Raw genomic sequence first — 12,918 nt, 5'->3', positions numbered from 1 at the left:
TCCATCCTGATGATTGAGGACAGCTCACGCCGAAGTAACGGGTTCTAAAGTCACCTTCACTCAGGTTTTGTGTAGAGCACTAAATCTACTGAACCGTCATCGTTAAGTTCATGCAAGATAAAGTCGCGACCACCATTGACGACTTCGATTGGTGTTGGATACAAAGGAAACTCCCCAACATCACCAACAGGATCACTATAGGTAATCAGTCCATCGCTAACTTTATAGGTCGCTTTGCCAGAAAAACTATAACTAAATGGAAGTACAAAAAACGTATGGCCGCTCATATGTGCGGTATAAGTTAGACTGCCCTGATTAAATACATAGGTTCGATTAACAGTACCCGTCAAAAGTGTGTCATTTATGCTAAATGAAGATGTATAAACTCCGTCTTTGACCTCATGTTCACTTAATGGATGCCATTTGGAAATATAACTGGCTATTTGTGGTGTTTCGACTCGGCGGGTTTTCGCTATCTTCTCAATAGATGCTTCGTCAGTACAACCAAGAAGCGAAAAAGCTGAACTTAGCATGATTACTTTAACAATCTTTATCATGAATATTTGTACCCTATACTGATTATATTTCTAGTGTATGCCTTACCACTGGAAGTTCTTATGCAGCTTTCAATACGGCTTCTGTCACTCGCCTTGCCATCTCGGGGGGAACGGCATTGCCGATCATTGCTTTAGTTGGGACAGCCAGTTTCGGCCAAATGTAACCTTCATCAAAAGTGAAGCCTGCAATATATGTTCGCATAAATTGCAGGCTTTCTTCATATTTGCACCATAAGTCTTCATAGTCTATTTTTTGTTGTAGGTTTACAACAAAAGTGATTTTGCTATGTTCGACCAAACCAAGAAATCATCTCACGTACACAACATCTGTAAGTTCATGAGCTTGAAGAATGATGCGGTTGTTCGTACTCTCTCCATTTTAGAGTTCGATTTCTGCTTTCACCTCGAATATAACGCAGACATCAAAAGCTTTACGTCCCAACCTTTTGGTTTCCACTATCAATTTAATAATCGAAAGTGCCGATATACCCCCGACTTTTTGGCGACAGATCACGATGATCATTCAACTTTCTTCGAAGTAAAACACTCCAGTCAGATTCTCAAACCTGATTTCAGGGACCGATTCGAAGAAAAACAAAGAGTTGCGTTCAGTGAGTTTAACAGACGCTTGGTTTTAGTTACTGAGAAGCAAATTAGAATGGGACCAACTTTAGATAACTTCAAGCTACTACACCGTTACTCCGGATTGCGAACCGTGACTGAGTTTCAAAAGTTAGTGTTGGCGTTTATTCAACGTAAACAAATGGTGAAGTTACAAGAAGTGTCTTTGTATTTCGGTTTATCGGAGCAGGACACACTTATCTCTACTCTACCTTGGATCTCTTCAGGGCAAGTTAAAACAGACCTCAATAATATTGGCTTTGGGCTCGAAACTTACGTTTGGTGTTAACTATGTCATCGGACTCTAATAACATATTTGGGTTCTTTGATGAGTTTGAAGCTTCAGAGGGAGAGTCTCAGCCGCTTCCAATAGAGCTAATTCAAGAACCTATTGAAATCTCTTCAACTATTGATTCTCAATCACCGAAGGTACAGAAAGAAGTTATCCGTCGTATTAAAATTATCGATTTCGTGGAGAAGCGTTTAAAAGGTGGATGGACCGAGAAAAACTTGAACCCTATTTTAAGTCTCATTGAACCAGAATTACAGCTCACTCCCCCGAGTTGGCGAACTTTAGCAACTTGGAAAAAATATTATTTTGAAGCGGGTAAAGACCCATGTGCACTTATTCCGAAGCATACGTTTAAGGGCAATCGCCAAAAAGAAATGGATTCGCAATCCTTGATTGACGAGGCAATTCAGAACGTATACCTGACACGTGAGCGACTTAGCGTTGCAGAAGCATACCGATACTATAAGAGTCGAGTGATTCAAATAAATCGTGGGATTGTTGAGGGGAAAATTAAACCAATTTCAGAGCGCTCTTTTTACAATCGAATACACGGCTTACCTCCATATGAGGTCGCGATCGCAAGGTTTGGCAAACGATACGCAGACCGAGAATTTCGTTCGGTTGGTCAGCAAGTAGCTGCGACCAAACCAATGGAATATGTCGAAATTGACCATACCCCAGTACCAGTGATTTTGATTGATGATGAGTTGGATATTCCTTTGGGGCGCCCCTACCTGACTATGCTTTATGATCGTTTCAGTAAGTGTATCGTAGGGTTGAGTGTGAATTTTAGAGATCCCAGTTTCGACTCTGTGCGGAAGGCTTTGCTTAATACTCTAATAGATAAAAGCTGGTTAAAAAATAGCTACCCTTCTATAAAGAATGATTGGCCATGTCACGGAAAGATTGACTACCTAGTTGTTGATAATGGCGCTGAATTTTGGACCGATAGCTTAGAAGATTCTTTAAGACCATTTGTAACTGACATTCAATATAGTCAAACTGCTAAACCTTGGCGAAAGTCAGGGATCGAAAAACTCTTTGACCAGATGAATAAAGGGTTAGTGAACTCACTACCTGGAAAAACATTCACCAACCCTACTCAACTAGAAGATTACAACCCAAAGAAGGATGCGGTGGTTAGAGTTTCTGTATTTCTAGAACTACTTCATAAATGGATTGTCGACTATTACCATATGGCACCTGATTCAAGAGAACGTGACATTCCATACCACAAGTGGAAACAATCGGAGTGGACTCCCTCTTACTACAGTGGTGCTGAGAAGGAGCAGTTGAGAGTTGAGCTAGGTTTACTTAGACACAGAACCATTGGAGTGTCAGGGATCAGGCTTCATAACCTCCGCTATCAGTCCTCAGAACTTATTGAATACCGTAAATATTGGGCGTCCAACAATGGCAAAAAGCTGTATGTTAAGACCAAAACAGACCCTTCTGATATCAGCTCTATTCATGTTTATCTAGAATCGGAAAAGAAGTACATAAAAGTTCCAGCGGTAGACAACACCGGATATACAAGTGGTCTATCACTTTTTGAGCACGAACGCATACAGAGAGTACGCAGGCTTAACATCAGACAACTTGCTGATGATGAGTCGCTTGCAGATACATTTTTATATATGAAAAATCGTATTCAGGAAGAAACTGATAGATTCCGCAATGCAAAAAGTAATAAGGCTAGCTTGCCTAAAACGGGCAATACTTCGAAGTTAGCAAAGTTTAATGATGTAGGTTCTGAAGGGCCAAGCTCAATTAATACGACTCCAGATAAACAAGATACCACCTCAGTGTTCGATGCCCCAGAGCAGTTATTTGATGATGATTTCGAAGATATTGAGGGGTATTAATTTGAACTTAACATCTAGTCAGTTTGAGCAGCTAAGATCTTTCGAAACCTGTTTTATCGAATACCCTGCAATAACTGAAATCTACTCTATTTTCGATCAACTTCGTTTTAATCACTCCCTTGGCGGTGAACCAGAGTCTTTCTTGTTAACAGGCGAGGCCGGAAGTGGAAAGACGGCTTTGATTAATAATTACCTATCACGCTTTCCGTCGAGTTCAACTTGGAGCAAGCAACCTGTTCTTAGCACCAGAGTGCCGAGTCGCATAAATGAACAGAGTACGCTTACGCAGTTTTTAGTCGATTTAAATGGAAAGTCCGGCGGAAGAGGTACCCGTCGACTTAATGAAATTGCCCTTGGTGAGGCAGTCGTAACGCAACTTAAACGTAAATCTGTTGAGCTGATTATCGTCAATGAAATTCAAGAGCTTGTGGAATTTTCTACAGCAGAAGAAAGGCAAGCTATTGCTAATACGTTCAAATATATAAGTGAAGAAGCAAAAGTCTCGTTTGTGTTGGTTGGTATGCCTTATGCCGATGTGATAGCGACAGAGCCACAATGGAACTCGAGGTTAAGTTGGAGACGAAAGATTGAGTATTTCAAGATCTTGAAAGCTAACAGTTATTCGAGTGGAACGGCATCTTATGCTTTTGACTTGGAACAAAAAAAGCATTTTGCGAAATTTGTCGCGGGTTTGAGTGCGAGAATGAGTTTTGATGAACCGCCAGTGCTTACAAAAAATGAAGTTTTATATCCTTTGTTTGTTATGTGTAAGGGAGAATGCCGAGCGTTGAAGCACTTCCTGAAAGATGCACTACTGATGAGTTTCAATGACAACGTTGATACGATAGACAAAGCGATATTGTCGCGCACGTTTTCATTTAAGTTCCCCTATTTGGATAACCCATTTGATGCTCCTGTAGAGGAGCTTCGTCTTCATCAAATTGACTCTGGCTCTGCGTACAACCTAAATGCTATTGCCGCAGAAGATAAAATACTTGCCCCGCGATTTACAGATGCAATTCCGTTGAGCATGTTGTTGAGTAAAAGCGGACTTAAAGCTTAGAGATTACTTTCGCCATTTAGGTTTTCCAGTAGCGCCTTTTTCTCTTCATCACTCATCTTATCAATGGCACACGCCAGTTCAGCACTTAATTCGTTCCTACAGAAAAAATAGTTCAAGGGAACATTTAACTCTTCAGCCATTCGTTCGAGTGTACCAATATCCGGTACGTGTCTACCTTTCTCATAATGGTTCATTCGCCCACTAGCAGAACTTGGTTCCATGCCGATTTTCACCCCTAAATCTTTTTGGGTGATCTTGGCTTTTTTACGCGCAGCTTTGAGCCTCGCTGGGATTGGGTTGTCTTTCTGCACTTACACATTTCTTTTCAACCTTTAGATAACTTAGATTGTCTAAGTTTTACTGATTTTTGTATACTTAGCAATCCTAAGTTTTTATTGCATGTAAGAGTCACATGAAGAAAGTAACCAGAATTAACCCTCATATGTTTAACCTATTGATTGAAAAAGGGATGGACAATTTCTCTGTTATAGAAGCTAGGGATGCTTTGTTAAATGGTACTTCAACCTTTACGAGCAGTGACGAAGCTCGAAAGTATGTTTATAAGCAACTTCTATCACTTGAGGAGAAAGGCTGGCTTTCTGCCATTGGGGCTCGTAGAGGGAAGCGTTACCATCAAACTAATGAATTCAAAGCGCTCACAATTGAGCCTCGAGCAGCTAGAAATAAGAAAGCAAACGTTGATTCAATAACTGTTCAAACTCCGGAGTTCTCTCTAAATGCACTAGAACAAGAGAAAAAACAACATGAAGGTGAGTTAGCGATTACTTTGGGCGAGATTGAGGAATATCAATCTTTGTTAACGCGTTTTCCAAACAACAAACATGATATGGAGCCGTTATTCAATGCAGCGAGAGAGCGATCAGCTAAGCTATTGGGCAAAATCAATGCACTAACCAACTGGATGCAAGTAGCCCAAAGCAAGGCTTCCCAATGTTAAGAACATGGCAAGCTGAATGTGCAGCTCAAGTTATCGATAAATTCACTTCAAACAAACGTTCACACTTCTTCTGTCAAGCGACTCCAGGAGCAGGTAAAACTGTTATGGCTGCAGAGGTTGCTAAGCGTCTTTTTCAAGAAGGTATGATTGACTTAGTGCTCTGTTTCTCACCATCACTTTCGGTCGCTGAAGGAATGAGAAAGACCTTTTCATGGAAACTGGAATGTTCCTTTAATGGAGGCTTGGGCTCTTTAGGTGGGTCTTATACCTATCAATCCATCCGTTTTTTAGATGAAAACTTCTGGAACACTGTCAGTAAATATCGGGTACTAGTCGTATTTGATGAGATCCACCATTGTTCGTTTGATGACGAAGGGAGGTCAAACTCATGGGGGCTAGAAATTGTCTCGAAGATCCAAGGCTTTGCTCATTATACTTTGGCGCTGTCCGGCACTCCTTGGCGTTCTGATCGACTGCCGATTGTTATGGCCGAGTATTCTGGTCCTGATGGCAAGGTTGTTTGCGATTACCAATACGGCTTGCAACAGGCCGTTGAAGATAAGGTATGCCACCGCCCTAAAATCGTTTTAATCGATAATGAACACCTGAGCGTTAAGGCTGGCAGTGACAATCAACACTTCGCCTCTATTCTTGATTGCCTTAAACAATCCGATGTCTCTTATCAAAGCGTCATCCACAACGAAGACGCTATGAATTACATACTAAATAACGGTTGCCAAAAGCTAGCCCAAATAAGACAAGAGTCCCCAAATGCAGGTGGTTTAGTCGTCGCTGCTTCTATCAAGCACGCTAAACATATTCAAAAGCGACTGATTGAGCACTTTAATCAGTCAGCATGCATAGTGACTTATCATCATGATAATCCGTTGAATGAAATTGAGTCTTTTCGTCATTCGAATGTTCAGTGGATAGTCAGTGTTGGAATGATCAGTGAAGGCACGGACATCCCTCGGCTGCAGGTTTGTTGTCATATGAGTTCGGTCAAAACAGAGCTTTACTTTAGACAAGTCCTTGGAAGGATATTGAGAGTTAATGATTCACCCAACCAAGAAGCATGGTTGTATACCTTTGCCGAAGAAAGTTTGATTGGGTTTGCTGAACGAATTGAACAGGATGTTCCAGAAGTTTGTATGTTAGTAGAGTCGAATCTACATTTTGTTACTTACGAACATAGTGAATTAAAATCGGATCATCAAAGTAAAGAGCTACGTGGCTTGGTTTCTACTAAGGTGGATAATACTGTTGCTTGGGGTGACAGATTAGATTTTAGTCTAGACCCCCTCTCGTCGCTCAACAGGGAGCTTTGCTTTGGAAGTTTTAAGAAAAGGGTATTGTCAGCTTTTTTGAACTGAAGAATATTCGTCCAAGTACTAATTTGATATTCGTACTTGGACAAAACAAATCAACTAGTAACCTCGTTAACTTGTAACTGAAAGCTCACCGAGTGTGGTAATACCCCATAACTTGATTGAACTTGTTATTGGCACGTGACCAATATGCTACAAGAGACAATTAGCTTGCTTTATCTATTGCTTTAACCTGATTGATATGTCGAGAAAGTGCTTCTATGAGATCCTTTTTTATCAGAGGCTTAGTTAATACTTCGTCCGCTCCAGCCTCTAAGAAAGCATGCGTTGACGTTTGCATAATATCTGCAGTCCACCCCATGACTACAATGTTACCTTTAACTGCTTCTCGTATTCTCCTAACCGTTTCCACACCACTTATTTTCGGCATGTGATTATCAATGATTACAAGGTTGAAGTTACCTGACTCCAGATGACTCAAGGCCTCAAACCCATCCCCACAAGTAACACATTCAACGTTCAACTTATCTAAAAAACCTTTGGCGATAATCCGGTTCATCTTGTTGTCATCAGCAACAAGGGCTTTAAATTGGGATAGGTCTACTACCTGAGATTCTGTATTCTTCTCATCCGAGTGGGCAATTGTAGGGAGGTCAATGACAAAACTGAATCGACTTCCTTTAGAAAGCTCACTTTCCACACTGATTTGACCATTCATCAATGTTACAAGCTTGTGGCAAATTGCTAGCCCCAGCCCGGTGCCACCGTAGTTTCGCGTTGTTGATATATCAGCTTGTTCAAACTCATTAAAGATTGATTGCAACCTATCATTAGGGATCCCAATACCCGAGTCCTGAACAGCAAACTCCATTTTAGAATGACTTAATTGTTTAATATCAATATCAATCGAACCACTTTCAGTAAACTTCATTGCGTTTCCAGCCAAATTAAGTAGTACTTGCCGGATTCGGACAGAGTCACCGTAGTATGTTAACGACGGATCGCAATGATCGGTCAGATTGAACTTAAGGCCTTTCTCCGAACACAAAGTTTGGTAAGTGTTTAATACTGGACTAATAATTTCAGACATTTTAAATGCGTGCTGATCAATCTCAAGGCTATCGTTTTCTATTTTAGCTAGGTCCAAAATATCATTTAGAATTGCAATCAAATGTTCTCCTGAACCTAGGGCTAATCTCAGAACCTCTCTCTGTTGTTCTTGCTCTAATTCGTCTACAAGCATCTGTAGGAGCCCAAGTAAACCATTCATAGGGGTTCTAATTTCATGGCTCATCGTTGCCAAAAAGAGTGATTTCGCTTGATTGGCCTGATGTGCTTTGCTCGCTTGCTCTTCAAGCTCAAGCTCAAGCTTTTTGAAGTCAGTAACATCACGTTCAATCGCGATAAAATGTGCAATCTCGCCGTCTTCGTTACGTAAAGGCACGATGTCAATATCCACCCAATAAGGCACTTTATCAATTGTATAATTCAAAATTTCAGCTTTAACTTGTTTACCTTTCTTCAGTGCAGAGCCAATTCGGCTTGCTGTTTCATTACATGTGTCCTCACCTTGAAGAAATGAACCTGGCGTCAAACCTTTCACCGAGTCTAATTGATGCCCAGTCATGACCTCAAAAGCGTTATTGACCCACTCAATACGCCCTTCTTTATCAGTAATAACAACGGCATCTCTTGCAGCTTTGACTACTGTTGCAAGAAGGTGGCTATCATGCTCTCTTTCTGCTAGTAATTTGTTAGACTCTTCTAGTAGTTTCTTTGATCCTTCTAACTCCTTATGGGGGTTTACAAATAGCTTTTGGCCCAGTAAAAAGACCAAAATAGAACTAGTGATTAGAACGATCAAAAGTCCATTCAATAGTTCTCTTTTAAGAGTTGATAGTTGTTCTTTAAGAAAAGAGCGACTGATACCTTGGGTTAACACTAAGTTGCCTCTAGCGAGGGGGGTTTGAGTTAGCAACCAGTCCTTTTCATTGTATTTACTTGCGTGTGAGCTAAATGAGTGATGGTTGTGCTCAAGTTTACGGTTTGTCTCTACTAGAGAAGCAACTGGAGGCTCCGTCTGGCTCAATTCATACCAACGTTCCCTATTTGTTACAAATGATCCAAAAAAGTCATCGTAGTCAACGGCAGTTTCCCCATATATAACACCAGTAAACTCACCGGATTGATACAAAGGCATAAACAGTTTTATGCAAATATGGTTAGTATCGTCATGCAAAAGATACAATATACGTTCATGCACGTTTTGATTTGCGATTGCAGAAAAGATTGCTTGTTCTTGTTTAGCTGCAGGGTGGCGAAAAGTATCTTCAAACAATAATTTCCCTGTACGGTCTCGGACTGCAAATTGCATCGATTGGTTTTGCCCTTTGAAGCGCTCTAGGTGATAAGAAAGGCGTTCTATGTTCGATTGTGATGCGGCGTCAATCACTCCTTGATGTTGAGAGGCTAATACAATGCGGTCCTCCGCCACCTCTAGATACTTTTCCATAAAAATTTTAGCGGATTCAATCTCGAAACTGCTGTTGCCTTTTTGTAACTGTTTGGCAGTCGATTGACTATGATTAGAAAGCACATAGAGTGATATACCACCGAATGTTAAAGGTGTGAGTAATATGAAAAGAAATAGCAACACTTTAGGGCTAACTGAGGATAGTTTGACCATATCAAATGACTTCTATGTGGTTCCGATTAATTCATATGAAAACTATAGAATAGATAACGTTGCTAAAGTAGTGAGGGAGTCCATTTTTATCAAATTGCTCAACTAAAAAGTATTTCGTTACGAAATTTTTAGAAAGCCCTATCAGTTAGGCAGAAATGCATCATCACAGCACAAAATAAATATTATGGTTGCAATATACGAAAGATCTTCAATACTAAAACTTAGCAATTCTAAGTTTTAGTGGTGGCATGTGAAAACGGACATTCAATTTTACCTTGACGAATCGCTCGAAAGCTTCTTGTTGCGTTTATCGCAAGAGCAAGGTTACGAGCGATTTTCTCATTTTGCCGAAGATATCTGGTTCGACACCATGGATCAGCATAAGGCGATTGCTGGTGCTTTCCCCTTAGAGCTCAATCGCGTCAATATCTACCACGCTCAAACGACAAGCCAAATGCGAGTGCGGGTTCTTATCCACCTTGAGAACCAATTAAAGCTCAATAACTTTGGCGTACTTCGCCTAGCGCTATCACATTCAAAAGCTCAATTCTCTCCGCAATACAAAGCTGTGCATAGATTTGGTGCTGACTACCCTTATGCTTTTCTCCGCAAATGCTTCACGCCTATTTGTCCTCTGTGTATTGACGAAGCTCCCTACATTCGCCAGCAGTGGCAATTTATCTCTCACCAAGCTTGTGAACACCATGGCTGTAAACTGGTTCATCACTGTCCTGAGTGTAAGTCGAGACTTGAATACCAAAGCACCGAGAGTATTAGTCAGTGTGAATGCGGTTATGAACTCCGAAACTCGCCAGTAGAGGATGCGCAAGAGGTTGAGGTATTGGTCGCTCAATGGTTGTCAGGAAGCGATTCAAAACTCTTGGGATTGTTAACGGGGAAAATGACGTTATCCGAGCGCTATGGCTTTTTACTTTGGTATGTAAATCGTTATGGTGATATCGATGACCCTAGCTTTGAGTCATTCATTGAATATTGTTGCGCTTGGCCAGCGGCACTGTGGCAAGACCTCGATGTTTTGAAAGAGAAGGCAGAACTTGTTCGAGTAAAAGATTGGAAAAAGGTGTTTTTCAATGAAGCTTTTGGTGCTCTGCTTAAAGATTGTCGCCAGTTACCTAGTCGGCAGTTGAGTCACAATATCGTGCTTACTCAGGTGTTAGCTTACTTTACACAGCTGATGGCAGCAGTACCTTCAAGCGTGAAAGGAAATATTGGTGATGTACTGCTCAGTCCCTTAGAAGCTTCTACATTGCTCTCTTGCACCACAGATGAGGTATATCGGTTGTATGAGTTTGGTGAGATCAAAGCCGTTATTAGGCCGAGAATGCATACAAAGATAGCGAGTCATGAATCGGCGTTTACTTTACGAAGTGTCATCGAGACAAAGCTGACTCGAATGAGCTCTGAAAGTGATGGCTTAAATGTGTATTTGCCAGAGTGGTAATTATGACGAAATTAAGTGACTTATTGGCAATTGAAGACGAAGCGGTAAAGCAGGTTACGCTAAAGAAGATGTTCATGCCCTATACGGAAGATGTCTGTGTCAAAGGGTGTGAAAAAGAAGCGTTAACGATCTTGCTCAATCTCAGCTCAAGCCATCAATCAGATAGATGCTCGGATTGGTTGGATGTTGCCCGTGCTAAAAGGCATTTAAAAGCCGCAGAGAGCCTAGAGGCATCCCTTGATGAAATTAAGTGGTTCCACACTCATAATCTCAAGTTTCCAGACTGCCGAGTTAAAGATCAGCGAATAATTGCACAGCCTCTTTTGACAACCGAGGCATTGATTTCAAGCGCAGTATTAGAGCAACGCTTAGGGTGGGCGCATAATTCTGCAGTGTATCGCCATACATTGTGGTTATTGAATCCTTTCCGCTGGCAATCACAGTCCGAGTGTCTTCTTTTACTTGTTCAGCAAGAAACCTCTGTTTGGGTTGAGCTGCTCAAAGAATTTGGTTTAGGCATTAAGTCACTTGCTCGCTTAAAACATACAATTGAAGAACAACTTCCTGAAAATAGTTTTCCTGACAGTGTCAGCACTTACAGCAAGCAACTGCGGTTTCCATGGGGGGGGATTATGTTTCGGTGACCCCAGTGGTCAGTCATGCCATCCAAAGAGAATTAGAAGTGAGATCGAGAAGTCGAGAAAGTAAGCTCAGCTTTGTGTCTTCATCGCTGCCAAACTCGGCAAGTATCGGGAATCTGTGTGGCAGTTTAGGTGGGCATATGAAAGTCCTAAACTACCCGTTAGACGTCAAACCAGCGCAGGGTGGGACGTTAACTGAAAGTCGCAAAAAGAGTGGCCACTACTTTGATGACCATCAGGTAACTAACGTTAAAATCTGTCAGGTGTTAAATCATCTAATTGGTTCAGAGCCATCAAAAACACAGAAGCAAAGGGAGAGCGCTCGTAAGGTTAGAAGTAAGATATTGCGAAAGCAGATAGCCCTGTGGATGCTTCCATTAATTGAATTAAGAGATATCGTTGATGTTGACCCTAATCAACAGCAATTGGAACATGATGACACTTTGGCTCAAGCCTTTTTGACCCAACCAGAATCGGATTTGGGCTCTTTAGCTAGCGAGTTTAACCGTTGCTTACATCTCGCGTTTCAGAATAACAAGTATGCCGCCAAGTTTGCCTATCATCCTAAGCTAATGCAGGTCATCAAAGCCCAAATCGTATGGATACTTGAACAGCTCAGTAAACCAAATGGCAATGAAGATAAGGTAACGGGTGAGCAGTATATCTATTTGTCATCAATGAGAGTGCAAGATGCGGTCGCAATGAGTAGCCCATATCTGTGTGGTGCTCCTTCTTTGGCGGCTATTTGGGGGTTCATGCACCATTACCAAAGAGAGTTTAATAAGCTAGTTAATTGTGATTCCCCGTTTGAGTTTTCGAGTTTCTCTTTTTATGTTCGAAGCGAGAAGATTCAACCGACAGCGAAGCTTACCGAACCCAACTCTGTCGCCAAAGCACGAACGGTTTCGAACGCTAAGCGACCAACCATTCGTAGTGAACGATTGGCGGACCTAGAAATAGACTTAGTTATCAGAGTACATAGCGACAGCCGAATTTCAGATTTTAAGTCCGCGCTTAAAACGGCACTTCCCGTTGCTTTCGCCGGAGGGGCATTATACCAACCACAGCTTTCGACACAGGTTGAGTGGCTTAAGACGTTTACCAGTAGGAGCGAGCTCTTCCACGTCATAAAGGGGTTACCCGCATACGGGCGATGGTTATACCCAAGTGAGAGCCAACCGAGTAGCTTTGATGAACTAGAGCGTTTAGTGACTAAAGATGCCGATAATTTGCCAGTTTCTATTGGCTACCATTTGTTAGAACGTCCAACTAAACGGTGCAACTCGATCACTGATTGTCACGCGTATGCAGAGAACGCCATAGGGTTAGCTAAAAAGGTGAATCCAATAGAAGTACGTTCTAGTGGAAGAGATCACTTTTTAAACCATGCCTTTTGGTCGATAGAATGCAGTAGCGAAACTATTCTTATAAAAAAACTATAGGGA

Annotated in this window: 10 protein-coding genes and 1 pseudogene; 7 read left to right on the top strand and 4 right to left on the bottom strand. The window is 41.5% G+C overall.

All coding sequences use genetic code 11. The annotated features are described in order from the left end of the window. Positions 1 to 56 precede the first annotated feature (56 nt). The gene (locus FIV04_RS25580; RefSeq protein ID WP_152471234.1) at positions 57 to 557 is read right to left on the bottom strand and encodes a hypothetical protein; all 501 of its coding nucleotides are present in this window, start codon (positions 555 to 557) and stop codon (positions 57 to 59) included. Positions 558 to 615: 58 nt separating this feature from the next. After that, a complete protein-coding gene (locus tag FIV04_RS27060) occupies positions 616 to 759 on the bottom strand; it encodes a DNA cytosine methyltransferase (protein ID WP_172974338.1) in 144 nt (47 codons plus the stop codon). A gap of 84 nt (positions 760 to 843) precedes the next feature. On the opposite strand from FIV04_RS27060, the gene FIV04_RS25575 reads away from it, so the two are divergent. From FIV04_RS25575 to FIV04_RS25565, 3 genes are read left to right on the top strand one after another with little or no spacing between them, the layout of a single operon-like run. After that, a complete protein-coding gene (locus FIV04_RS25575) occupies positions 844 to 1,467 on the top strand; it encodes a TnsA endonuclease N-terminal domain-containing protein (protein ID WP_152471233.1) in 624 nt (207 codons plus the stop codon). A 2-nt stretch (positions 1,468 to 1,469) separates the two neighbouring features. Then, positions 1,470 to 3,335: a Mu transposase C-terminal domain-containing protein gene (locus FIV04_RS25570; protein ID WP_152471232.1), complete on the top strand. Its 1,866-nt coding sequence runs from the start codon at positions 1,470 to 1,472 to the stop codon at positions 3,333 to 3,335. Continuing rightward, entirely contained in the window at positions 3,304 to 4,398 is a 1,095-nt protein-coding gene (locus FIV04_RS25565; RefSeq protein WP_172974337.1) for a TniB family NTP-binding protein, read from the top strand. Before FIV04_RS25570 ends, FIV04_RS25565 begins: the two co-directional genes overlap by 32 nt. Here the strand turns inward: FIV04_RS25565 and FIV04_RS25560 are convergent. After that, positions 4,395 to 4,709, bottom strand: a complete 315-nt coding sequence (locus tag FIV04_RS25560) for a helix-turn-helix domain-containing protein (protein WP_152471230.1) — start codon at positions 4,707 to 4,709, stop codon at positions 4,395 to 4,397. The two genes, FIV04_RS25565 and FIV04_RS25560, sit on opposite strands and share 4 nt — an antisense overlap. Before the next feature lie 101 nt (positions 4,710 to 4,810). Here FIV04_RS25560 and FIV04_RS25555 point away from each other — a divergent pair, with 101 nt between their 5' ends. Together FIV04_RS25555 and FIV04_RS25550 are read left to right on the top strand one after the other, a co-directional pair. Beyond that, positions 4,811 to 5,356, top strand: coding sequence for a hypothetical protein (locus FIV04_RS25555; RefSeq protein ID WP_152471229.1), 546 nt, complete (start codon positions 4,811 to 4,813; stop codon positions 5,354 to 5,356). Continuing rightward, entirely contained in the window at positions 5,350 to 6,729 is a 1,380-nt protein-coding gene (locus tag FIV04_RS25550) for a DEAD/DEAH box helicase (RefSeq protein ID WP_152471228.1), read from the top strand. Before FIV04_RS25555 ends, FIV04_RS25550 begins: the two co-directional genes overlap by 7 nt. A 160-nt stretch (positions 6,730 to 6,889) precedes the next feature. Here the strand turns inward: FIV04_RS25550 and FIV04_RS25545 are convergent, their stop codons facing one another. Further along, entirely contained in the window at positions 6,890 to 9,370 is a 2,481-nt protein-coding gene (locus tag FIV04_RS25545; RefSeq protein ID WP_152471227.1) for an ATP-binding protein, read from the bottom strand. A 250-nt stretch (positions 9,371 to 9,620) separates the two neighbouring features. Here FIV04_RS25545 and FIV04_RS25540 point away from each other — a divergent pair, with 250 nt between their 5' ends. Beyond that, the gene (locus FIV04_RS25540) at positions 9,621 to 10,832 is read left to right on the top strand and encodes a TniQ family protein (protein ID WP_152471226.1); all 1,212 of its coding nucleotides are present in this window, start codon (positions 9,621 to 9,623) and stop codon (positions 10,830 to 10,832) included. A 2-nt stretch (positions 10,833 to 10,834) separates the two neighbouring features. Then, positions 10,835 to 12,915, top strand: a pseudogene (locus FIV04_RS25535) (type I-F CRISPR-associated protein Csy2). The last annotated feature ends 3 nt before the right edge of the window (positions 12,916 to 12,918 follow it).

Source organism: Vibrio sp. THAF190c (genome assembly GCF_009363355.1).
GTDB lineage: Bacteria > Pseudomonadota > Gammaproteobacteria > Enterobacterales > Vibrionaceae > Vibrio > Vibrio fortis_A.
Note: the sequence above shows the minus strand (reverse complement) of the source record. Positions and strands in the feature narration are given on the sequence as shown.